This window comes from Mariprofundus micogutta, assembly GCF_001895085.1.
Taxonomy (GTDB): domain Bacteria; phylum Pseudomonadota; class Zetaproteobacteria; order Mariprofundales; family Mariprofundaceae; genus Mariprofundus; species Mariprofundus micogutta.
Map to the genome: position 1 here is coordinate 12380 of NZ_BDFD01000014.1, position 23099 is coordinate 35478.

Genomic DNA, 23099 nt, shown 5'->3' on the forward strand with positions numbered 1-23099 from the left:
GAACAATAGCTGTGTTAATCTGCATCTAAAATGACTGTGCTGTATTATATGCACGATCCCATGTGCAGCTGGTGTTGGGCATTTCGCCCGGTCTGGGATGACGTGCGCCAGCAGATGCCTGACTCAATGGAAGTGAAGTATCTATTGGGGGGATTGGCTCCGGATTCGGATCTCCTCATGTCAGCAGAAACCCGGAGCATGATTCGCCGTCATTGGCAGGTGATTGAAAAGAAAGTTCCCGGAACCCGATTTAATTATGATTTCTGGTCACGTTGTGATCCCCGGCGTTCCACTTATCCGGCCTGTCGGGCTGTGATTGCCGCGAAAAATCAGAACCCAATGCTGGAAGATGCAATGATACAAGCTATTCAGCATGCCTATTACCTGAATGCGCGTAATCCATCGGATGATGAGATACTGATAGATCTGGCTTACAGCCTTTCTCTGGATGTCAGCAGGTTCAAAAATGATTTGCATGGGGCTGATACACAAGCAGAGCTGATGTCGGAAATACGCACCGCCAGCAATATGGGCTGCACAGGGTTTCCCGGCCTGATTCTCGAGGATAGGGGAGCATTCCGGCATATCCGTATTGACTACAGTGATGCAGGTATGATGTTACAGCAGTTAAGCTCTGTGCAGGCTCTGTGATGCGCAGTGCCATGGCGAAACATATACTGGTGAAAACAAAGGCTGAGGCTGAGAAGCTCAAACAGAGGCTTGCTCAGGGTGAGGACTTTGCCAGGCTGGCGAGAAAATATTCACAATGCCCTTCAAGGAAAAAGGACGGGGATCTGGGTAAAATATTTCCAGGGCAATTGGTCAAACCAATTGAGAACATTATTTTCAGAAAAGCGTTATTGAAGGTGCATGGGCCGGTCAAAACACAGTTCGGTTTTCACCTTGTGGTGGTATATTTCAGAAGTTAACCAGCACTTTTACTGTGACTCATTGAAAGGCGAATAGCATTAAAATATTAAAATAATTTACCGCAAAGTACGCAAAGTTTCGCAGAGTAAACCCTTATATTTTGATGTGTTAGGATTTTCCTATCTAAACTATACTGTAGCTATCTGGTGAATACCTCTACTAATTACAAGGATCCTCTTTGACTTACTTTGCGAAACTTTGCGTCCTTTGCGGTGGAAAATACTGAATATGCTGTAAAACATAGGGTATTTTAATGCGATTGCCTTGGGCTCATTGATTATGAGGGTGGATTGTTGCGGCGGATGCACGCAGATTTACGCCACTTCGATATAAGGAGTTCCATCATTTCTGTTTCTCTTCATTGTTGCCAATCATGATTGCTGATCAATTGATTCACGTTCTCTCGCCGCATGTAGCCAACCAGATCGCTGCCGGCGAGGTTGTGGAGCGTCCTGCCTCTGCGGTTAAAGAGCTGATGGAAAATTCGCTTGATGCTGGTGCAAGCAAAGTGTCTGTACGCATTAGCGGTGCAGGCAAGAAATCTATCGTGGTTGAAGATGATGGTTTCGGTATGTCGGCTTTTGATGCAGAGCTTTCATTACAACGTCATGCCACCAGTAAAATAGAATCATCTGATGATCTGCATTGCATCGCCAGTCACGGTTTTCGCGGTGAGGCACTGCCATCTATTGCATCGGTATCGCGTTTTCGTATGCAGACAGCATTGGCCGATAGTCGCGAAGGTGTTGAAGTGCGTGTGGATGGCGGGGCAGCGAGCGAAGTTCGTCCGGCACCACCTCGCAAAGGCACCCGTATCGAAGTGCTCGATCTTTTCCTCAATACACCTGCTCGTCTGAATTTCATGCGCACTGATAAAACAGAAGAGGCGGCTATTGTAGAAGTGTTCCGTTCACTGGCTCTGGCCAGTCCTCATGTTGCCATGCTGCTCGAACTCGATGGTAGAAAGCGTTTTGATTTTCGGGCTCAAACTGAGTCTGAGCGTGTGCTGGCGATTATGGGTGCAGATTTTGCAGATAACAGTCTTGAGGTAACCATAACACATGAAGGCATGCAGATATCCGCTCATCTGGGTTTGCCTACCTTCCATTACCGCGATTCCACACGTCTGATGTTCATGGTGAATGGACGTGTAATTCGTGATAAATTACTCATTGCTGCAGCGCGGGCAGGGTATCGTGATGTGATGTTCCATGATCGTTATCCTGTTGCGCTGATCAAAGTGGAGATTGATCCGGCGGATGTGGATGTGAATGTTCATCCTGCCAAACGTGAGGTGCGTTTCAAATCTCCACAGGCTGTGCGCGCCGGCATTGTAGCCTGTATCCGTGCAGGCGTTGAGCGCATGGGCCAATCGGTTTCTTCAACAACAACAGATCAGGCGATGCTGTCGATGCACGCTTCCATGCCTTCAGGGGGGCAATCTTCAGGCGGTAGCAGTGGCGTTGGTACCATGCCTCGTTTTTCCTCCGGCGACTTCAGGGGCTCGATGTTATCATCATCTGTTTCCGCTGATACACAGAGGGCGCTCTTTTCAGCGCCCTCTGTCGCTGAACCCGGAAGCAGTTATCAGGTCGATGGTACACTCGATCTCGGGCGACCACTGGCCCAGATTCATCGCTGTTATATTCTGTCTCAAACAGAGAACGGCGTGATTCTGGTAGATCAACATGCAGCGCATGAGCGTATGACCTATGAGAAACTGAAAAAGCAACTGGCAAACAGGACAGTTTCCAGCCAGAAATTGCTGACACCTGAAGCCCTCCATCTGGGCAGTAAAATGGCTGCCTGGTTACATGACAATGCCGGCGAATTGGAAGCTTTCGGAGTGGAAGTTGAAATGAGCTCTGATGAATCGTTCCGCATCACTGCCGTGCCCGCCATGCTGGTGAAGGAAGCTGCGGCTGAACTGGTGGCTGAGCTGGTGGAAAGTTGCATGCTGACCGGGGCTGAATCGGAAGCGGATGGGCGTGGGCTTGGCAGAATTCTTGAGCGCTGGCTGGGAAATCGGGCCTGTAAGGGTTCGATCAAGTCCGGACGCTTGCTATCACATGATGAGCAGGAGGCACTGCTGCGCGAGATGGAGCGGACGCCGAATATTGCCCAGTGCAATCATGGCCGACCAACTTATGTGGGGCTTTCGCTGAATGATCTTGACCGGCTGTTCGGCAGGAAAGAGTAATGCATCTGGATCCGGTAATCCTGGTGATTACCATTGTACTGTTTTTCTCAATGCTGATGGCGTATGCCGCTATGCGTATGAAGGTACCGATTGTCGTCGCTTATATCCTTACCGGCATTATCATTGGTCCATCCGGATTCGCTGTTGTTGAGGATCACGGTCTGGTAACACGTATTGGCGAGATCGGTGTGATTATGCTGCTCTTCTTTGTCGGGATGGAAGTTTCCATTCCACGCCTGATGTCGGGATGGAAGATTGCTTTTGTTGGTACAAATATTCAGATTTTAATCAGTGTGGCTGTCTGTGTCGGGCTGGCAATGTTGGTGGATATGAGTTGGCAACAGGGTGTGCTATACGGTTTTATCATCAGTCTTTCCAGTACAGCTGTGGTGTTGAGAATGCTGCAGGATTCAGGAGAGTTGGAACTGCCGATGGGGCAGAATGCACTGGGTGTGCTGCTGGTTCAGGATATGGCGATTATTCCGATGATGATTATTCTTAGCATGCTTGGCGGCGGAGATGAAATCACGGTTTCTGATATAGCTTTTCAGGTGGCCGGCGGTATTGCAATCCTGCTGTTCGTCTTCTGGTTGATGCGTAATAACCGGTTTCACATTCCTGATGTGATGTTGGGGAGTTTCGAGCATCGGATGATTTTGGGATTATTACTCTGTCTGGGTTCGGCATCTTTGACTGGTTGGTTGGGTCTCTCTCCGGCACTGGGTGCATTCCTTGCCGGTGTGTTGTTGGCATCTTCGGATCAGTCGCAGTGGGTACATGAACATATCGCTCCCGTGCAGGTGATCTTTATGGCCATGTTCTTCCTCTCTGTCGGCATGCTTGTGGAAATTGATTATCTGCTGGCCAATATTGAAATTGTACTCGGATTAACGTTGCTGGTGTTTCTTTTTAACTCGGGCAGTAACGTGTTTGTTATGCGGGCACTCGGTGAAACATGGGAATCATCACTGGTTACAGCCGGCTTACTTTCCCAGATAGGAGAATTCTCCTTCCTGCTTGCGGCTGTTGGCCTGCATGTGGCCCTGATTGATGAGGCTTTGCATACCATGACGGTGCTGGTTATCGCTCTGACATTGATGCTCAGTCCATTGTGGCACTCTCTGGTTAAACGCTTTGCCCGCATGCATGGCATCTATACAAAGGATCGCTTATGAGTCAGATACTTCGAGCTGTAGCCCTGATGGGGGCGACCGGCACAGGCAAGTCGGCTTTGGCAATGCAGCTGGCTGCCGAAACACAAACCTCTATTATTTGCTGTGACTCAATGCAGCTCTATCAGAGACTGGATATTGGCACAGCCAAACCGACTGAAGCAGAGCGGGCTAAAGTTCCTCACTACCTGGTTGATTGCTGCGAACTGCCGGATCTCTATTCAGCGGCACGCTGGGCTCGTGAAGTCCGGATTGTGATAAGCCGTGAAAATGAACAGGGGCGTATGCCGTTGATTGTCGGTGGCACAGGTCTTTATCTGAAAGCACTGTTGCATGGCTTTGCAGATATTCCTGATGAGAAGACTGAAGTGCGTAACAAGTTCGAATCTATGCATTGGGTGGAAGGGACAGAAGGCCTGTACCGCTATCTGCAACAACATGATGCGGTGATGGCCGAGCGCTTAAAGGCGAACGACAGCCAGCGTATAATGCGTGCTCTTTGCGTATTGGAGAGCACAGGTCGTTCGCTCGCCGACTGGCAGTCAGAAGCTTCCGGTGAAGTGACTGCGATCGATTGCCCGGTATTTGTGATTGATGTGGCGCGTGAGTTGTTGCGTGAACGGCTTGCAACGCGTTTGCAGGCCATGATGGAGGCTGGCTGGCTGGATGAGGTGCGTTGGCTGGCCGGATTGAATTTGCCTGATACCCACCCGGCGATGCGCGCGGTGGGTTATCGGCAACTGCTTGATCATCTCAAGGGTGATCTGTGTCTGGAGAAAGCGATCAGCGATAGCATTACGGCCACGCGTCGTTATGCTAAACGACAGGTGACATGGTTTAATCACCAGACCCCTGATGCAGTGCATGGAAGTGCAGATGAATTGAAAGATAACATGATGGGGTTATTGCAAAGCTGATGAGTAGTCAATTGTATGATACTGAAGATGAACTGGATATCGCAATCAGTGTGCATCCGGAATTTGCCACCCAGCGGCTGGGTGATTACGCATGGGAATCGCGCGCTGAAGAGTTCGACAGGCTGGTTGAAACCAGTAATTGTGATTTAAGCCGTTCCCTACGTTTCAAAGTGCGCAGGGCCATGGCAGGAACACTGCTGGGTCAGGGTCAGGTTGAAGATATTCGCCAGCAGGTTGAAGCGATTGAAGCCGTGGTGGTGTTTGTCGATCACCCGCTATCACCTATCCAGCAGCGTAATCTTGAAGAGGCTCTGAATGCCAAGGTTGTGGATCGCACAGGACTGATTCTGGAAATATTCGCCGCACGGGCTCGTACCCGGGAAGGTGTGATGCAGGTGGAACTTGCCAGTCTGAATTATCAGATGGGACGTCTGGTCAGAAGCTGGACCCATCTGGAGCGCCAGCGCGGAGGTGTGGGGCTGATGGGCGGGCCGGGTGAAACCCAGATTGAGCTGGATCGCCGTATGATCCGGGACAAGATTCTTTCCTTACAGAAGGATCTCGACAAGGTTCGCCGCATGCGTGCCACGCAGAGGGCAGGGCGTCAGCGCAAGGCAATTCCGACGGTTGCCCTGGTGGGTTATACCAATGCAGGCAAGTCGACCTTATTCAATCTGTTGACTCAATCCGGGGTTTATGTTGCCGATCAGCTGTTTGCCACGCTTGATCCCACGCTGCGTAAACTGGAATTACCAGGAGGCCTGCAGCTGATGCTTTCCGACACGGTGGGTTTTGTGCAGGAGTTGCCGCATGAGCTGGTTGATGCTTTTCGTGCAACGCTGGAAGAGGTGATCGAAGCTGATCTGATTCTGCATGTTCGAGATGCCTCCGACCCGATGATATCAAGACAGGGGCAAGTGGTGAGTGAAACACTTGAGCAGCTTGGCCTTGTCGGTGATTTTGCGCCATCCATCGTAGAAGTGATGAATAAAAAGGATCTGGCACCGGGTATCGAGTCATTTCGTGGTGAGTCTATTGTAGACAGCCGAATGGCAATCTCTGCAGCAAGCGGGGAAGGTGTGGATGAATTGGTACATCTGCTGTGCGACTGGTTGACAGCAGAGATGCATGAGATGCATCTGAAGCTGGAACATGGTGACGGGCGTTCTCTGGCATTCTGTCATCAGCACGGCACTGTTATCTCCATACATCATGGCGATGAATATGTAGATGTGGTTGTGCTTCTGAATCCTGCGGATGTTGGACGTTTTGTCGAGAAAGAGGGGCTGCATCAGCTCCGGAAATAGTAGCCCGGCTGCATCTCAATCAGCGTATGATGACCATATAAAATCAAAGATGACGTGGCAGCCTGATTTCGACATAATACGCCGCCCGAATTATATTATATTTTGAATCCGGTTTTTCCAGCGCTGAAAATCAGCGTTTTTTATCATACTCAGGAGTTTTCATGTCTGATCGTAGTCAGTTTTTTAATGCGCCACTTACCGATACTGTGGTGAAGGATGCCATTGCCGCCGAGCTTGGCCGGCAGAAGCACACGCTGGAGCTTATTGCCAGTGAGAATATTGTTTCTCGTGCAGTCATGGAAGCCCAGGGCTCGGTCATGACCAACAAGTATGCTGAAGGTTATCCCGGACGTCGCTATTACGGTGGTTGCGAGCACGTGGATGTGGTTGAAGCGCTGGCTCAGCAGCGCGCACGTGAGATTTTCGGTGTGAAACATGCCAATGTGCAACCGCACTCCGGCTCTCAAGCTAATATGGCAGTCTACATGGCGACCCTCAATCCGGGTGACACCATTATGGGTATGGATTTGTCGCATGGCGGTCATCTGACACACGGTTCTCCGGTGAACTTCTCCGGTCGTCTGTATAATGTGGTTGCCTATGGTGTGCGCGACGATAATGAGTTGATCGATTATGATGTAATGCAGAAGCTTGCTGAAATCCATCGTCCGAAAATGATTGTTGGTGGTGCGTCAGCCTATGAGCGCGGTATCGATTTTGCACGTATGCGCCAGATTGCCGACTCCGTAGGAGCGATTCTGATGGTGGACATGGCTCATTATGCAGGCTTGATCGCAGCCGGTGTTTATCCATCACCTGTAGGGCACGCGCATGTGATGACTACAACGACGCATAAAACTTTGCGTGGCCCGCGCGGTGGTATGATTCTGACTGACGATGATGAGCTGGCCAAGAAAATCAATTCACGTATTTTCCCCGGTATTCAGGGTGGTCCGTTGATGCATGTGATTGCTGCCAAGGCGGTTGCGTTCGGAGAAGCATTGGGCGATCAGTTCAAAGCTGACCAGAAGCAGGTGATTGCCAATGCACGTGCGATGGCCAAAACACTGACTGAAGGTGGCTTGCGCGTTGTATCCGGCGGTACGGATTGCCACATGTTCCGTGTCGATGTGCGTCCTCAGGGTATTACCGGCAAGGTGGCTGAAGAAGCGCTGGAAGCAGCAGGTATCACCACGAATAAAAATACCATCCCATTTGATCCGGAATCACCGTTTGTAACCTCCGGGATTCGAATCGGAGCATCAGTGATTACTGCACGTGGCATGAAAGAGGCAGATGCCAGTCTGATCGGCGAGCTGATTCTTCAGGTCCTGAAAGCACCTGAAGATGAATCTGTGCATCAGGCAGTGGCTGAAGAAGTGCGCAAGCTGACCGGGCGATTCCCGATTTACGAAGACTGATTCAGCAGTCGGGTGACTTGAGTGTTTTGTCCGTTCTGTGACAATGATGATACGCGTGTGGTGGATTCACGCGTAGTGGAAGACGGTGGTGCGGTACGCAGGCGTCGCGAGTGTGAAGCTTGCGGCAAACGCTTTTCAACGTATGAGCGGGCGGAACTGAAAATGCCGCTGGTGGTGAAAAAAGACGGCACGCGTCAGGCTTTTGATAGTAAAAAAATCCATGGTGGTATGCAAAAGGCCCTGGAAAAAAGGCCTGTTTCTGCTGAACAACTGGAAAAAGGTGTACATGCGGTTTTGCGCGCTGTGCAGGAATCCGGTGAGCCGGAGATTGCTGCTGAAGATTTGGGTGCGTTTGTGATGGAGCAGTTGCGCAATCTTGATGGCGTGGCTTATGTGCGGTTTGCTTCAGTATATAGAGAATTTAAGGATGTGGATGATTTCCTTGCTGCGGTAAAAACTGTTGTCGGGAAAAAGGAGTAGAGATGACTGTAAAGATCGCAGTACTGCCAGGTGACGGCATTGGTAAAGAGATTGTAGATGAAACACTCAAGGTGTTTGATACACTGAACAGACATTTCGATCTGAATGCTGAATGGGAAGAAGCAGCCATTGGCGGCGCGGCTTATGATGAAGCCGGTGATCCTTATCCGGAAGCGACTCAGAAACTGGTAAAACAATCCGATGCAGTACTACTGGGAGCTGTCGGTGGTCCGAAATGGGAGCCGCTGGATAAACCGCTACGTCCTGAAGCAGGTCTGTTGCGTATCCGTGAAGATCTGGGGCTGTTTGCCAACTATCGTCCTGCAAAAGTGCATGACCAGTTGCTGAATGCTTCAACCCTGAAACCGGAAGTGATTCAGGGTGTTGATATTCTCGTGGTTCGCGAACTGGTGTCAGGCATTTATTTCGGCCAGCCGCGTGGCATTGAAACCCTGCCCAACGGTGAGAAGCGCGGTTACAATACTCTGGCGTACAAGACATCCGAAATTGAGCGCATTGCCCGCAAGGCATTCGAAGCTGCGCGTCTGCGTTCAAACAGGGTATGCTCAATCGACAAGGCCAATGTGCTGGAGTCTGCCGAGTACTGGCGCGAAGTGGTCACAGCCCTGCACGCTGCTGAATACTCCGATGTTGAACTTTCGCATATGTATGTGGATAACGCTGCCATGCAACTGGTCCGAAACCCGAAACAGTTTGATGTGATTGTGACCACCAATATGTTTGGCGATATCCTGTCGGATGAAGCATCCATGCTGACCGGTTCGATTGGTATGCTGCCTAGCGCATCTATTGGTGAGGATTTTGCCATGTATGAACCGATTCACGGTTCTGCACCTGATATTGCCGGTCAGAATATGGCCAATCCGTTGGCGACCATTCTCTCTGGTGCGATGATGCTGCGTTTTTCACTGGGTCGCGAAGATCTGGCTGAAAAGGTGGAGAAGGCCGTTGAAAACACACTCAATGCCGGTATTTATACGGTTGATCTGGCAGAGGGTGGGGCATCTGTTTCCTGCTCGGGTATGGGTGATGCAGTTTGTAAAGAATTAGAGGCGCTGGCGTAAATGACTGAAGCATTTCTTCCAAAAAAAGACGGTTATGTTGTTGCTGTGGTTGGAGCGACCGGAGCGGTTGGTCAGACTATGCTGGAAATTCTGGCCGAACGTAAGTTCCCGATCTCCGATCTGATTCCTGTTGCATCGAGCCGCAGTGCCGGTTCTTCTATCGAATATATGGGTAAGGAGTACATCGTTCAGGATCTGGAAACATTTGATCCGGCCGGTGTTGATATCGCCCTGTTCTCAGCCGGTGGCGACACATCCAGAGTGCATGCACCGCGTTTTGCTGCAGCCGGTTGTTATGTGGTAGATAACTCCAGTGCCTGGCGTATGGATGAGAATGTTTGTCTGGTTGTGCCGGAAGTGAATCCGCATGCGCTGGAAATGGCACGCGAGAATAAAATTATCGCTAACCCGAACTGCTCCACCATCCAGATGGTTGTTGCACTGAAACCTTTGCACGATGCTGTGCCGATTGAACGCGTCGTTGTTTCCACCTATCAGGCAGTATCCGGTGCTGGTGGTAAGGCCATGGATGAGCTGGCCAAACAGACAGGACAGCTACTGAATGCCCAGAGTGCGGATGTGAATGTTTTTCCTGCCCGTATCGCGTTCAATGTGATTCCGCATATTGATGTGTTCATGGAAGATGGATACACCAAAGAAGAGCGCAAGATGATGGATGAAACGCGCAAGATTCTGGAATCTGATATTGCTGTGACTGCTACGACTGTGCGGGTGCCTGTATTCTACGGTCACTCCGAGTCTGTGAATATTACCTTTGACGGGCCGATGAATGCTGAGAAGGCAAGGACAATTCTGTCAGATGCTGAAGGTATCTGTGTTGTCGATGATCCTGCCGGTGAAGATTACCCGATGCCGAGCGAAGCTGCGGGTACAGATCCGGTCTGGGTGGGGCGAATTCGTGATGATAATTCCTGTGCGAATTCTTTGCATTTATGGGTTGTTGCCGATAATGTACGTAAAGGTGCGGCTCTAAATGCTGTACAAATTGCGGAAATTTTGATTTCCCAGTCATAGGGTACGGTCCCTGACGGGTCACAAACGGAGGCGGCATGTTGAAACAGCTAAGGCATTTAATTGCATTTGCTTGGCTTGCTGCAGCCCTGTTTTCATCGGCTGCGGTACATGCGGCATCACTGGAAAAGATTGAAGTCGGTTCTCATCTGGGAGAACCGTTTTATGCTGAAGTTCCTCTGAAGCTGGAAGAAGGCGAGTCTGTCACCCGTCTGTTTATCGAAATTGCAGCGCCGGCTGATTACAAGATTTTTGAAGTTTATCGTGACCCTGTATTAGGTGCGATCCGGGCCGATGTGACCAGCGATCAGCGCGGTGCTCGTATTAAACTGACATCCCGAACCAGAATTAAAGCTCCATTTTTTAATCTTGTACTGAAAGTCCGTTATGGCCGGGTAGCGCATTTCAAAAAGTTTGCCGTTTTTCTTGAACCTTCGAAAAGTATCCAGACTGCTGCGCAGAAAGCACCTCAACCAAATGTAACTGCAGTTGCAGACGGGACTGCTGCTCAGGTTCAAGGTAGTGCGACCTCTGATGTAGCTGATGCGGAAACTTCTCCGGAAAGTGAAACAAGCGGGCCATATGGCTGGGCCAGAACAGGCAGTTACGGGCCTATCGTGCATGGTGATGTTCTTTCCACAGTGGCTGAACGTTTGCGTATCGATTACCGCTATAAACGTTATCAGATCATGGCTGCGCTGTTTGAAAAGAACAGGGCTAAATTTGATAATGAAAACATGAATCTGCTTAAGGCAGGCAGTTTTCTTGACGTGCCAACTGCAGCTGAGATTGAACAACGCTCTGCCAAAGAAGCCTATCAACTATTCGCCAAGCATGAAAAACAGTGGCAAGAACTGACCAAGAAACCACGTTATGCGGCTGTCGCAGAAGCTCAGAAAACACGATACAGCAAGCGAGTAAGTATTGGTGAACAGGCCAGCGGAGCAGCTGCTCCTGCCGTGGCCACAACAGCTGTTCCGGATACTACGGCTACTACGAGTTCTGTTGAGAGCAAAACTACTTTAACAACTGCTGCGAAGAGTGATTCTGCAGCTGATTCAACGGTGGGTGAAGTAGCCACAGCGTCTGCTGATAACAGCCAACAGAGTGCAGCCGCGCAGGCAGATCCACTGCTGGCTGAGCTACAGGCAAAAAATGACGCTTTGCAGCAGCAGTTACTGGAAAACCAGAAAAGCATAGAAACGTTAACCAATAAAGTCAGTGATGTGGAAGCGGCAGCGTCCAGTGCCCGCATTGAAAAGCTGGAAGTATTGCTGGTTCGCCTGCAGGCAGAGCTTGAGAAGGCCAATACTCAGGTTGCAACGCAACAGACCGGTCCGCAGTGGGTGGTCTGGCTGCTGGTTGTTCTGATTGTCATTCTGCTGGGAGCGCTGGCAGTCTTATTGCGCAGAGAGCCGGCGCACCCTGCTGAAAGTGCCGGGGCTGAAGCTGTTGTCGAACAACAGACACAGCCTGATGTGGAAGAGTTGCTTGCACCTGCTGGCAGTGAACCGCCTGCTGCACAGGCTGAGCAAGAAGAGGATGTATTCGATTCCATTTCCAGTTTTGCAGATGATTTGAGTGATACGGATACGGCTGAGATGGAGCCATTTGATCCTTCGCTTCTGGATGAAGATCCGGATCCGAATATCGATTACCTGTCAGAGGCGGATGTCTATGTGCGTTACGGCATGGATGATGAAGCACTCCACCAGCTGAATCTGGCCCTGCGTTTGCAACCGGATAGCCTTGAGGCGCACACGAAAAAGGCGCAGCTCTTGCGTCGTACTGGCGATGCAGCCGGTTATGAAGAAGCCAAAGTGGTCGCCGGCAGTTCCTTGGGGGCAGACGATATTGTTCGCTTTACCGCTGCCCTGCATGAAGCTGCTGAAGAGCAGGTGGAGCAAGATGAGCAGATTGAAACTGCACAAGAAGCTGTTGAAGAAAGTGTAGAAGAACAGCAACAGGACACTGCAGTTTCGCAAGCGGCCGATACAGGTATTGAGGCTTCAGGTGCTCTGTTGGTTGAGACAATGGAAAATGATGCTCTCGACTTTGATTTGTCGGACATTGAAGTACCGGATCAGGCTGTTGCAGCACAAGATCCTGCTATGGAAGAGATGGACTGGCTCAATGATGATTCATTTGCAGCAACAACCGAGTCGTCTGATGTGAGCATTGAAGAAGCCGACCATGGTGTCACACAGATGTTCGATAATCTGATGGTTGAATTCTCAGATGATGAAGCTGACCCTGATTTGACACTGGAAGGTGCTGAAAAGAGTGCTGCTACGCCTGAGCCGATTGACGCCGCTGATGAGGATACGCTGGAACTGGTTTCGGGTGATGCTACCCAGGAGCTGGATAATCTGTTGAGTGAATTTACAGAGCAGGATGAAGGCCCGCTTGAAGATGCGGTCACGCCATCTTCTGTGTCGACTGAATCAACATTGGTCATCAATGATGAGATGTCAGATATGGAACACCTGGGTCATCTGCTGGGTGATTTTGACAATGATGATGAGGCGTTCAATTTTGATACTGATTCCAGTGAACTGGATGCCTCGGTTTTTGATCAGGCAGAGTCTGCAGTGAATCGCCAGCTTGAAGAGGATCAGACAGTGTTGGGTGCGACTCAGCATCTTGATATCCTGATGAATGAATTTTCCGAACCAGCGGATGCTGAAGGAAGCAGTATGGATGATCAGTCTGACAGCGACTCTGAAATCATCGCTGTTGAAGAAGGCCATGATGCGACTCAGGAATTGAGTCATCTGCTTAGTGAATTCTCTGAAGATGAACAGGATAGTTCAGAACAGCAGGATGAAATGAATCAGCAGGATGATATTGAGCTGGACGCCAGTCATGATGCGACTCAGGAATTGAGCCATCTGTTAAACGAGTTTTCTGATGATGATCAGGATAGCTCAGAACAACAGGATGACGTGGAACCGCAGGATGATATTGGCCTGGCCACGGGTAGTCATGGCGCAACTCAGGAGCTCGATCAGCTATTAAGTGAGTTCTCTGATGATGAAGAGGATGACGATAACAAGAGAGCTTAGGGGCTTGCACCTTTCTGCTTTAGATGTCGCTCTCTGAATCCTTGCCCATGAATTTCTCACATCTGTTTTATGCCAGCTTTGCGTGGATACGTTTTCTGGTCTGTCTTTTATTTCTTTTGTTGAGTATTACAACGACGGATACGTTATTAACGTTGCTGCTTATTTCAGTGGCTGCACTATTGATACGTGGGCTTGATGGTGTCTGGCAGAATCTGATACATATGCTGCGCTTATTGCGCTGGTTTGTACTGCCCATTCTTTTACTGCACCTTCTTTTTTCTCACGGAGAGTTGATTTTTCCTGGCAGTGGGCTGCCATTTACCTGGCAGGGGATAGGCCAGGGATTGTGGTTGTCCATCCATCTGGTCTGTATCTTTATCGTTGCAATGCTGATGTTCCGTGCACTGAATATCTCTGAATGGAACAGGTTGTTGTTATCATTACCTCTGGTCGGTAAATATCTCCCGGTTTACCTGATGATGCTTACGCCGATGCGGCAGCAGATCCACATTGTTCTCAATCAGCTGAAACAGCAATGGATGCTACGCAGGGATTGGTCAAAATTACCCCTGTTGTTGCTGACATCTTTCCGTCTGGCCCTCTCTTGTTCTCGTGATCAGGCGGCTTGTCTTTGGCTGCGTTGGCCGCAAACCCGCTATGAGCTGGCCATGTACAATAAACATTCAGTCTCAGCTCCCCACAGGCTTGCCATGAATGCAATCTTCCTGATGGTTGCAATCATCGCCTGTGGCATAGTTCTGCTATGATGGGACATGATATGCAACGTATAGCCATGGTGGTTGAATTTGATGGCCGCGCATTTCATGGCTGGCAGCAGCAGGATAACGCGGTCACCGTGCAGGCTACGTTGCAACAGGCATTAGAAAAGATTGAAGGTAAACCAGTCACCACCTATGCAGCAGGCAGGACTGATACAGGGGTGCATGCCGAGGCTTTGCTGGTGCATTGTGATGTATCAGCTAAACGCTGGCACAGGTCGCACCTGGCATACCTGCATGGCTGTAACCATCTGTTGCCCGAGACTGTTCGTGTTGTGGGTGTTAAAGCTGTCGCTGATGATTTTCATGCCCGCTTTGATTGTCAGGGTCGAGCTTACCGTTATCAGATCTGGAACAGGAACAGTGCATCGGCCCTGCAACAATGGCGGCACTGGTGGATGCCGAGGTCACTGGACCTTGAGTTGATGCAACAGGCAGGCCTGTTATGTATGGGAACACAGGATTTCAGTGCCTTGCGCGCAGCAGGTTGTCAGGCTGCGCATGCTATCCGCACGATCTCGCGGCTGGATATTGAGCAGGACGGTCACTGCATCTTTATCCATGTAGCAGCCGATGCGTTTATTTATCATATGGTACGAAACCTGGTGGGTAATCTCGTGGCAGCAGGTTTAGGAAAGATGTCGCCCGATGATTTCAAACGTCTGCTGGAAGAGGGGGATCGGAGCAAGGGGGCTGCAACTGCACCGGCACATGGACTCTATTTTGTCAATGCACGTTATGAAGGTTTCACATCCAGAGATCTGATCGGAAGTTGTTAGCCGATTCTCTCTGCCTTCAGTAGTTTGGTGCATTCGGTTATACCTTCTCTGAGCTTTTCCATGGTTACCGGCTTGTTCAATAGCACAACCTGATAATCGCCGACCTGTTGCAGCTGTTCATCTTCGCCAAATGCAGTCACCATCAGTATTGGAATATTGGAGCCTATTTTTCGTAGCTCCCTGACCAGTTCAAGCCCGTTCATACCTGGCATGCGGAAGTCGGTAATGACAAGATCAAAGCTGTTATCTTTACTGAGAAACAGCTCCAGAGCCTCTTTACCAGACTCAGCCTTTATGCTGCTGTGTCCGATATGCGAGAGCATGGCCTGATGAATTTTCAGAATGTCAGGCGCATCATCAACCAGCAGAACATGATGGGTTGATGTGAGGTCAAAACCACCTTGTTTCCGTTTTTCGGGTTGTGCAGAAATGTCTGCATTGTTTTCTGCAGGGAGTTCGTTGCTATCATCGATATATGGCGGCAGGAAGATATTGAAGCAGGTCTCTTCTCCCGGCTCGGATGTAACGTCAATGACGCCATGATGCAGTTTAATAATGCGCTGTACCATGGTCAGCCCAAGCCCTGAACCGCCTTGTGAGTCTCTTGAAGTCCAGAATGCCTTGAAGATGAGGTCTTTATCTTCCTGGTTGATGCCCTCACCATTATCAATGACTCTGATAGACAGGGCCGGATGCCCTGGTGTGGCAAGTTTATGGCTGTCATCCATACCGATTTCGACCCTGATCGTGCCTGAATCCTTGATGGCTTGTGTGGAGTTGTTGACCAGATTCAGCAGGATCTGTTCGATCTCAATAATGCTGATTGCCACATCATTCAGCGGTTGAGAAATATGGCAGGTTAATTTTATGTTTTGGGGCAGCTGCAGACGAGTGAGGCCGATAATATTCTCAAGCGGTTGTGCCAGTTGATCGGCCTTGGTAAAACTGGCCATATGCTTATCTGACTGATGATTTTTGCTTAATTTCAAGAGATGGGTAATCAGGTCAGAGCCACGTTCTCCGGCTGCAATGATCTCATTAATCTGACCTTGAGCCACTTCATCGCTACTACTCATATGCAATACTTCTGCATAACCGATCATATTGGTCAGTACATTTCTGAAATCATGCACAATGCCTGCGACCAGAGTGGACATATAACCTTGTCGGTGCATGAGTTCCAATTGGTCCTGCAGTGTTTCACGCTCAGTGATATCAAGCATGAAACAGACACCTACCCAGTTATCGTGCCAACGCATACGCATGGCGGAGATCATTAGTTTGACGACATCACCCGAACTGCTTTGTCCCCTGATATAAATTTTGTGAGAAGTGTGTTGAGAGTGCTCACTATCTTCATCGAAGGAGGTGCGACAGAATTCAAGCATCTCCTGAGCATCCTCCTCAAGGGTGAGCACATTTACCGGTTTGCCGATTAAATAATCTCCATTATTCTGGAATGTATGCTGAACGGCGGCATTACTGTAGAGGATGCGCGGCGTGTTCTGTTGATCTATTTCGTAGGTAAAAACAGGTAAGGGGCCTTGATCGAGCAATTGAAATGAAGTCTCTTCTGCTATGTTTTTTTCCTTGATTGCTTTTTCAAGCTTCAGACCAATCAGATACACATAAAATGGCACGGCAAGTAGTGAAAATACCTGCCAGGAGAGCAAGGTGTAATCAATCGGAAGTAGCAGGGTGAAATGGCCATAGGAGGTAGAGATTAGCATGCCAATCAGGCTGGCAACCTGTGTGTATACCAGTAGCGGGTTCCCAAAGCGCAGGCCGTTACCGATAATGGTCGGGAAGAGCATGAGATAGATGCCGCTTGAATGGCCGCCGTCGATTAACATGCCGAAAGTGATGATGCCTACATCTAGAAGGGGAAAGAAGAGAGAGCCATAGATAGAAAAAGGCTGGCGGCGAAGTCGGATCAGTGCGATGCCATTGGCTACAAAATAGAATGCGGCATAGGTGAGCGCTTCCACCATATAATATTCAAAATAAGGGCCATGCAAGATCACGTAAGTCAAACTGGCAATGGTGAGTAGAATACGTGCCTTGGTTTGCTGAATCTGCGCTTCCGCAAGTGATTTGCCGCCACTATAAGTGTCGTTATGCATCCACTTCTCGAGCTTGTTCATGCTAAATATGACCCCTCCACCCTAAGGTATGAATTAGCGTTTGAGCCTGAAACCACAGGTTCATGGCAAATGAGTGTAGTTTAATTCCACATTGCTGCAAGCAGTCTGGTGAAATTCAATTTTCGCGTACTTTTTCGATTATCTTGTGATATGGTTCGGCTCCCCGGTCAGGGTGAATTTAGCTGGCCGGTTATTGCAGGAGTGAAGCGTGTTATATGTAGCTGTTCGGGCCGCCAGAAGGGCCGGAGATATGATTGCCCGGGCATTTGATGAACGTGATGACTTAAAGGTTCATCAAAAAACTGACAGGGATTATGTCACAGAGATTGATCAGAAAGCCGAGTCTCTGATATTACGGGAAATAACAAAGCATTATCCTGAGCACGGTATTGTTGCTGAAGAGCAGGGCGAGCGTGTGAATCCGGATGCATCCATGCAGTGGTATGTTGATCCACTCGATGGCACTACCAATTTTATCCATGGCTACCCTCATTTTGCAGTATCCATTTCCGCCTGGAAAGATGGTAAACCTTTTCTGGCAGTCATTCATGATCCGATTCGTGATGAAACATTTGAAGCAAAGAATGGTGGCGGAGCTTTTTTGAATCGTCGCAGATTACGTGTAAGCAATGAAAAACGTCTTGAACATGCGCTGTTTGCCTCGGGTATTCCCTCCTATCAGCGCGATACAATGGATCTGTTTCAGCAGCGTATGAATGTTTGTATGTCTGCTATGGATGGCTATCGCAGAGGCGGTTCAGCCGCACTCGATCTGGCCTATGTCGCTGCAGGTCGCCTTGATGTCTACTGGGAAGCGGGCTTGAAACCATGGGATATTGCTGCTGGTTACCTGCTTGTTCAGGAAGCGGGCGGTATTGCAACTGATCTGAATGGCTCAACACTGGATCTGGAAAAAGGTGATGTGCTGGCTTCTAATCCGGCACTGCATCAGCAGGTCACAAAGTTGCTAAAAGTCTAAGCGAGCTTATAGCCAACCACACCCTTATCATGTTATCACGCCCCGGGTGGAGGCAACACAGCTATTCTTGTTTCCGGCTTGTGTCGGGTCTAATGACCCTCTCGTCTCAAGAGCAGAAATAACGCCAGCCCGCCAAACGCAATGCTTGGCAACCAGGCAGCATAGGCAGCAGGCATACGATCACTGTTTGCCAACAGGTGACCAGCATTACCCACAACATAGAAGGTCAGACCGAGTGAAATGGCAGCTACTATGCCCCATGATGCTTTGCCGCTTCTGCTGCCTGTATTCAGACAGAGTGCTGCTGCCAGAATAACCATCAGCAGGCAGGCTAATGGTGCGGAAAACTTTCTGTGCAGGGCATAGGTGTAGGAACTGCTGCTTAAACCAGCATGATTTAGATTGTTAATGTAGCGGTTCAATTCGGCCACTTGCATATGCCTCGGTTTAGGCGGTTCTGCAGTTTCAGGGCCAATGGCAGAGCTAATGTTCATCTCATCGAGGTGTTCAAGCAACATTCCCTGTTCAAGCGATGGGCTGCTGACATGAGCATCCATAAGATGCCATTGTCTTTTAGCGTAGGTCGCTCTGGCTGCATCAACGCGTTTGAGCCATGCCCCCTGAGTGTTGGTTTCAAGCATCATCAAGGCAAATTGATGGTTTGCCAAAGGCGTGAGCCTGAAAAACCGTTGCCCGTCTTTTAGCCACTGGACGCCATGTTTACCATCTTCTTTTTTCTGAATGTGTACCTGTTCAATGGTATCCAGTCTCTGGTTGGTTACTGGGGTAACCCATTCACCTATAATAAAGCTGAACATGGCAGCAAGCAGGGCAACGGTAAGTAAGGGTGTGAGTAGTTTATTGATGCCCAGACCTGCGGCTCTTATGGCAACCATTTCATGATGGCGAGAGAGTTCAACCAGATAAACACTGGCACCGATCAGGACGATGATGGGCATAAACTCTGAGATGAGGAAGGGAGCTTTCAGCAACAGGTATTCAATGAGCAGCTGGGTTGTCAGTCCATGGCCAAGATAACGGGCTTTATCAAATGATTCGATAATGACATAGATGGCCAGCAGGGCAGACATGGTGACGACTGAGCGACTAAAGCATCCGGAAAATATCCATCTGAAGATAACTGGCATAAGACAAACCCTAAGCGGCTGCTGATAAGAGGGAAAGTGCGGGCTTAGTAATGATTAAATAACAGGGGTCGAAATTTGCACTCAAGTTGGCCCTAAATATGCTAGGTGTATACAGGCGCAGGGAAGGGACAATACATGATGTAGTCCGCAAAATAATCACATGAGTGGTCAGGTGGTGCTACATGAGTGAAATACAAAACCATTCAATTTTAACGAAAGTACTGACTGCTACTGTTGTAGGCTTTCTGGTCCTCGTTTTTGCCTTTCACTATTCGCTCAGGCAACAGCAGGAGCAACAGTTTCAGACGCACATGAAGGATAGTTACTCCAGACTGACCAGTGAACTGGAGTCGAGTATCAATTCCCATTCCGACTGGATGGACACCTTGCTTGAGCAATTGAGAATCTCAGGAAATACCGAACAATTTTCACGGGCTATGCGGTCAGGTGATCGTGAACAACTCGATGTTCTTAGCCGTAAATATTTCGAACTATTGAACGTGAATAATCATGTCACTCATATGTATTTTCTGAATCAGCAGCGGCGGGTAATACTGCGCCTTCATCAACCTGAACGTTTCGGAGACAGGATAGAGCGATATACGACTCTCAAGGCTGAGCAGAGTGGTCATATCACATCCGGCATTGAGCTGGGTCCTTTGGGAACACTAAGCCTGCGTGTGGTTTCACCGTGGTTTGAGAATGGTGACAGGATTGGCTATGTTGAACTCGGGATAGAACTGGAGGATATCCTGACGGATATTGTACAGAACAATCCTTTTGATGTGATCTTGACCATTAATAAAAGGGAATTGACCAAGCGAAATTGGCAGTTGGGGCAACAAATGCTGAAACGGAAAGGTTCATGGGAACAGCTGGACCAGAGTATTGTGTTTTTCCCTTTCAGCGGTATTGCTAATTTGGCAGGAAGTATTGCAGGTGAGATGGATAAACCTGCATTGTCGTCAAAAATGGTGAAGATTGATGGCAAATGTTTCGGGCTAAAACAGCAGTCATTTCTTGATGTTTCCGGGAAAGAGATAGGTCAGTTGATTCTGCTTATGGATGTTTCAGAAGATCATCAAGAATCGAAATCTGTACTGTATTGGACGATGGGCCTGTTCTTGATACTCGTCATTGGCGTGGCCTTATTACTCTATTTGATTATCAACAGAACCGAAAAAGCACGAGATCGCGCGGAAGCCAGATTGAGGTTGGCCAGTGAAGCCATTGCCAAAACAGTTGATGGTATCATCATCACAGATGACAAAGGTATCATTCTCGAAGTAAACGGAGCTTTTGAAAAAGTGACCGGTTTCACCCGTAAAGAGGCTGTCGGAAATAAGCCCAGTATGCTCCAGTCGGGCATGCATAGTGAACAGTTTTACCGGGATATGTGGGCATCTATTGTTGAGCATGGCCAGTGGCAGGGGCGTGTAGTAAACCGCAGGAAGAACGGCGAAGAGTATCCTGAACACCTTTCCATCACAGCCATCAGTGATGATCAGGGGGTGGTGAAGAACTATGTGGGTGTATTCTCCGATATTTCCGAACAGGAATCATTGCAGCGACAGTTTTTTCGCGCCCAGCGTATGGAATCATTGGCCACTCTGGTTGGTGGCATAGCGCACGAATTTAATAATATGCTGGCCGGCATGACAGGAAACCTTTATCTGGCCATGCATGAAACGAAAGATATGCCGGACACAACGGAGAAGCTGAAGACGGTTGATAAGCTGTCTTTTCAGGCCGCTGAAATGATTAAGCAACTGCTGGCCTTTGCTGAAAAAGGCATCACTCGAAAGGAGAGTTTTTCAGCTCAGGAACTGCTTCAGGGTGTGCTTGAGCATGCAAATTTATCCGTGCCTGAAAATATCAAATTCAGTGTGAGTCAACCGCAGGAGACATTGATGCTGATGGCTGATAAAACGCAGTCTCAGCAGGTTGTGCTGAACTTGATTAAAAATGCAGTGGATGCAGTGGCATCTACCTCTCATCCGGAAATCAGTGTGACTTGTGCTTTATACATTGCCGATCAGGCTTTTCATCAAAAACATGAACAGGTAAGCGGAGATCGTTTTCTGTGTATTTCAGTGACCGATAATGGTTGTGGTATTGCACAGGAAGATCAGGAAAAGATATTCGAGCCATTTTATTCTACCAAAGAGGTTGGTGAAGGAACGGGATTGGGCTTGGCAATGGTGAAACCATTCTGGTGGTTGACGATGACGCGCTGGTTGTTGAAACAGCGAGGAACATTCTCTCCAGACTCGGTTATATGGTGTTGTCTGCACCTGACGGTAAACAGGGCGTGGACCTGTATCAACAGCAGTACTCAGATATTGATCTGGTATTGATGGATATTGTGATGCCTGAACTGGGTGGTATTGATGCTGCACAACTGATGCGGGAAATAAATCCAAATGCGAAAATTATCTTTGCAACCGGTTATGATTTGAATGAGTCTATTGAAGAGGGTGTGGATCAACATGAAGAGATCGTGCTTCATAAGCCATATAGCATCATTCAACTCAGTCAGACTCTGTATGAGATATTCAACGCTTAAGCAGTCCTCAAACAGAGTGGTTTTCATATAATTCGTCTTCTAATTCATAGCCATTTCGGGTTGAATAATCAGGGCCTGTTCGCACTGATTTTGATGGCGTCGATTCGGTCATTTTTTCGTCCTGCAAGGCTTTGCGAGTCTCGCGTGCTAGTTGCACGCAAGCGAATAGTAATGCAGCAGTACGGAAAAGTGGCCAATCCCTGTGGGCTGCGCCCTGAATCAGGCCACTCGGCGTTGCTCGGCGTTTGTTTGGAGGTACCAAATATCACTCCTCGCGCCTTGATTGGCCTGATTCGGGATTGCGGCGGCAACATCTAAATTAGTGCGAACAGGCCCGAATACAGGTGCAAGGTTCAGTGTGGTCGGGGAAACTGTTACACTCCCGAAAATTTTTGTGGGCTGGCAGAGTTTGACGCAAGCTACCCTGGCATAAGGATATGATATGAACGAAAATGAAATTCTGGCGATGTATGAAGATGCAGGAGCACTGCTAAATGGTCATTTTGTACTCTCAAGCGGACGCCACTCCTCGCGTTATCTGCAGTCAGCGCTGGTACTGATGAATATCAGCCATGCTACTGCATTGGCTGCCGAATTGATTAGCAAGGTTAGTGATGAAGAGATTGATATGGTGGTATCACCTGCCATTGGTGGTTTGGTGATTGGTCAGGAAGTTGCCCGTCAATTGAACAAACCATTTATCTTTACCGAGCGTAAAGAGGGGGAAATGCAGCTGCGTCGTGGCTTTTCTATTCCTGAAGGTACACGCCTTCTGGTGGTTGAAGATGTCATCACCACGGGTGGATCTGTACGTGAATGTATGGTGGTTGTACGGGAACATGGTGGAACTCCGATCAAAGTGCTGGCCGTTGTGGATCGTGCACCGGATGCAGAAGGCCGTTTTGATGTGCCGTTTGCGACAGCTATCAGTCTGAGTGTTGAAACCCATGACCCTTCGGATTGCCCGTTGTGCCGGGAAGGTGTTTTGCCAGCCATTAAACCTGGAAGCAGGGGCGCTGCCTGAATGGTAGCTGATGTGACAGAGGCCACGGCGATGAGGCCAGCAAAACTTATGCTTATCGGCAGCCGATGCAG

The 23099-nt window shown here is 49.0% G+C and carries 19 protein-coding genes; 17 read left to right on the plus strand and 2 right to left on the minus strand.

What is annotated here, in order from left to right; genetic code table 11:
* The first annotated feature begins 48 nt into the window (after positions 1 to 48).
* The 13 genes from MMIC_RS08310 to truA all read left to right on the plus strand — a co-directional run bounded on the left by MMIC_RS08310 (position 49) and on the right by truA (position 15167).
* A complete protein-coding gene (locus MMIC_RS08310) occupies positions 49 to 651 on the plus strand; it encodes a DsbA family protein (RefSeq protein WP_227819432.1) in 603 nt (200 codons plus the stop codon).
* Entirely contained in the window at positions 651 to 929 is a 279-nt protein-coding gene (locus tag MMIC_RS08315) for a peptidylprolyl isomerase (RefSeq protein WP_072660004.1), read from the plus strand. Before MMIC_RS08310 ends, MMIC_RS08315 begins: the two co-directional genes overlap by 1 nt.
* Before the next feature lie 374 nt (positions 930 to 1303).
* On the plus strand, positions 1304 to 3130 hold the full coding sequence (mutL, locus tag MMIC_RS08320; protein ID WP_072660056.1) for a DNA mismatch repair endonuclease MutL: 1827 nt from the start codon (positions 1304 to 1306) through the stop codon (positions 3128 to 3130).
* Positions 3130 to 4305 (plus strand): cation:proton antiporter, encoded by a 1176-nt coding sequence (locus tag MMIC_RS08325; RefSeq protein ID WP_072660005.1) that lies wholly within the window; start codon positions 3130 to 3132, stop codon positions 4303 to 4305. Before mutL ends, MMIC_RS08325 begins: the two co-directional genes overlap by 1 nt.
* Positions 4302 to 5219, plus strand: a complete 918-nt coding sequence (gene miaA / locus MMIC_RS08330) for a tRNA (adenosine(37)-N6)-dimethylallyltransferase MiaA (protein ID WP_072660006.1) — start codon at positions 4302 to 4304, stop codon at positions 5217 to 5219. The genes MMIC_RS08325 and miaA overlap by 4 nt, the downstream gene beginning before the upstream one ends.
* Positions 5219 to 6526, plus strand: a complete 1308-nt coding sequence (gene hflX, locus MMIC_RS08335; protein WP_072660007.1) for a GTPase HflX — start codon at positions 5219 to 5221, stop codon at positions 6524 to 6526. The genes miaA and hflX overlap by 1 nt, the downstream gene beginning before the upstream one ends.
* Positions 6527 to 6687: 161 nt before the next feature.
* The gene (glyA, locus tag MMIC_RS08340; RefSeq protein ID WP_072660008.1) at positions 6688 to 7947 is read left to right on the plus strand and encodes a serine hydroxymethyltransferase; all 1260 of its coding nucleotides are present in this window, start codon (positions 6688 to 6690) and stop codon (positions 7945 to 7947) included.
* Between the two features lie 21 nt (positions 7948 to 7968).
* On the plus strand, positions 7969 to 8427 hold the full coding sequence (nrdR, locus tag MMIC_RS08345) for a transcriptional regulator NrdR (RefSeq protein ID WP_072660009.1): 459 nt from the start codon (positions 7969 to 7971) through the stop codon (positions 8425 to 8427).
* 2 nt (positions 8428 to 8429) lie between these two features.
* Positions 8430 to 9512: a 3-isopropylmalate dehydrogenase gene (gene leuB / locus MMIC_RS08350; protein ID WP_072660010.1), complete on the plus strand. Its 1083-nt coding sequence runs from the start codon at positions 8430 to 8432 to the stop codon at positions 9510 to 9512.
* The gene (locus MMIC_RS08355; RefSeq protein ID WP_072660011.1) at positions 9513 to 10547 is read left to right on the plus strand and encodes an aspartate-semialdehyde dehydrogenase; all 1035 of its coding nucleotides are present in this window, start codon (positions 9513 to 9515) and stop codon (positions 10545 to 10547) included.
* Positions 10548 to 10582: 35 nt separating this feature from the next.
* The gene (locus tag MMIC_RS08360; RefSeq protein ID WP_072660012.1) at positions 10583 to 13609 is read left to right on the plus strand and encodes a type IV pilus assembly protein FimV; all 3027 of its coding nucleotides are present in this window, start codon (positions 10583 to 10585) and stop codon (positions 13607 to 13609) included.
* A gap of 47 nt (positions 13610 to 13656) precedes the next feature.
* Entirely contained in the window at positions 13657 to 14376 is a 720-nt protein-coding gene (locus tag MMIC_RS08365) for a hypothetical protein (RefSeq protein ID WP_143144924.1), read from the plus strand.
* Positions 14373 to 15167, plus strand: a complete 795-nt coding sequence (gene truA / locus MMIC_RS08370; protein ID WP_072660014.1) for a tRNA pseudouridine(38-40) synthase TruA — start codon at positions 14373 to 14375, stop codon at positions 15165 to 15167. Before MMIC_RS08365 ends, truA begins: the two co-directional genes overlap by 4 nt.
* Here truA and MMIC_RS08375 read toward each other — a convergent pair.
* Positions 15164 to 17311, minus strand: coding sequence for a hybrid sensor histidine kinase/response regulator (locus MMIC_RS08375; protein ID WP_072660015.1), 2148 nt, complete (start codon positions 17309 to 17311; stop codon positions 15164 to 15166). The genes truA and MMIC_RS08375 overlap by 4 nt on opposite strands.
* A 208-nt stretch (positions 17312 to 17519) precedes the next feature.
* Here MMIC_RS08375 and MMIC_RS08380 point away from each other — a divergent pair, with 208 nt between their 5' ends.
* Positions 17520 to 18290 carry an inositol monophosphatase family protein gene (locus tag MMIC_RS08380; protein ID WP_072660016.1) on the plus strand — a complete coding sequence of 257 codons (771 nt, stop codon included), beginning with the start codon at positions 17520 to 17522 and terminating at the stop codon, positions 18288 to 18290.
* A gap of 89 nt (positions 18291 to 18379) precedes the next feature.
* Here the strand turns inward: MMIC_RS08380 and MMIC_RS08385 are convergent, their stop codons facing one another.
* Positions 18380 to 19438, minus strand: a complete 1059-nt coding sequence (locus tag MMIC_RS08385) for an LptF/LptG family permease (RefSeq protein WP_072660017.1) — start codon at positions 19436 to 19438, stop codon at positions 18380 to 18382.
* A gap of 182 nt (positions 19439 to 19620) precedes the next feature.
* On the opposite strand from MMIC_RS08385, the gene MMIC_RS08390 reads away from it, so the two are divergent.
* From MMIC_RS08390 to pyrE, 3 genes are all read left to right on the plus strand, one after another.
* Complete coding sequence (locus MMIC_RS08390; protein ID WP_072660018.1) at positions 19621 to 21795, plus strand: PAS domain S-box protein; 2175 nt, start codon at positions 19621 to 19623, stop codon at positions 21793 to 21795.
* The gene (locus MMIC_RS08395) at positions 21696 to 22004 is read left to right on the plus strand and encodes a response regulator (protein WP_227819437.1); all 309 of its coding nucleotides are present in this window, start codon (positions 21696 to 21698) and stop codon (positions 22002 to 22004) included. Before MMIC_RS08390 ends, MMIC_RS08395 begins: the two co-directional genes overlap by 100 nt.
* A 442-nt stretch (positions 22005 to 22446) precedes the next feature.
* Entirely contained in the window at positions 22447 to 23028 is a 582-nt protein-coding gene (gene pyrE / locus MMIC_RS08400; protein ID WP_072660020.1) for an orotate phosphoribosyltransferase, read from the plus strand.
* Positions 23029 to 23099: the final 71 nt, after the last annotated feature.

Excerpts from the sequence above, each read along its gene's own strand:
- MMIC_RS08310 (WP_227819432.1), top strand. The coding sequence starts at position 49 with ATGCACGATCCCATGTGCAGCTGGTGTTGGGCATTTCGCCCGGTCTGG.
- MMIC_RS08315 (WP_072660004.1), top strand. The coding sequence starts at position 651 with ATGCGCAGTGCCATGGCGAAACATATACTGGTGAAAACAAAGGCTGAG.
- mutL (WP_072660056.1), top strand. The coding sequence starts at position 1,304 with ATGATTGCTGATCAATTGATTCACGTTCTCTCGCCGCATGTAGCCAAC.
- MMIC_RS08325 (WP_072660005.1), top strand. The coding sequence starts at position 3,130 with ATGCATCTGGATCCGGTAATCCTGGTGATTACCATTGTACTGTTTTTC.
- miaA (WP_072660006.1), top strand. The coding sequence starts at position 4,302 with ATGAGTCAGATACTTCGAGCTGTAGCCCTGATGGGGGCGACCGGCACA.
- hflX (WP_072660007.1), top strand. The coding sequence starts at position 5,219 with ATGAGTAGTCAATTGTATGATACTGAAGATGAACTGGATATCGCAATC.
- glyA (WP_072660008.1), top strand. The coding sequence starts at position 6,688 with ATGTCTGATCGTAGTCAGTTTTTTAATGCGCCACTTACCGATACTGTG.
- leuB (WP_072660010.1), top strand. The coding sequence starts at position 8,430 with ATGACTGTAAAGATCGCAGTACTGCCAGGTGACGGCATTGGTAAAGAG.
- MMIC_RS08355 (WP_072660011.1), top strand. The coding sequence starts at position 9,513 with ATGACTGAAGCATTTCTTCCAAAAAAAGACGGTTATGTTGTTGCTGTG.
- MMIC_RS08360 (WP_072660012.1), top strand. The coding sequence starts at position 10,583 with ATGTTGAAACAGCTAAGGCATTTAATTGCATTTGCTTGGCTTGCTGCA.
- MMIC_RS08365 (WP_143144924.1), top strand. The coding sequence starts at position 13,657 with ATGAATTTCTCACATCTGTTTTATGCCAGCTTTGCGTGGATACGTTTT.
- truA (WP_072660014.1), top strand. The coding sequence starts at position 14,373 with ATGATGGGACATGATATGCAACGTATAGCCATGGTGGTTGAATTTGAT.
- MMIC_RS08375 (WP_072660015.1), bottom strand. The coding sequence starts at position 17,311 with ATGAACAAGCTCGAGAAGTGGATGCATAACGACACTTATAGTGGCGGC.
- MMIC_RS08385 (WP_072660017.1), bottom strand. The coding sequence starts at position 19,438 with ATGCCAGTTATCTTCAGATGGATATTTTCCGGATGCTTTAGTCGCTCA.
- MMIC_RS08390 (WP_072660018.1), top strand. The coding sequence starts at position 19,621 with ATGAGTGAAATACAAAACCATTCAATTTTAACGAAAGTACTGACTGCT.
- pyrE (WP_072660020.1), top strand. The coding sequence starts at position 22,447 with ATGAACGAAAATGAAATTCTGGCGATGTATGAAGATGCAGGAGCACTG.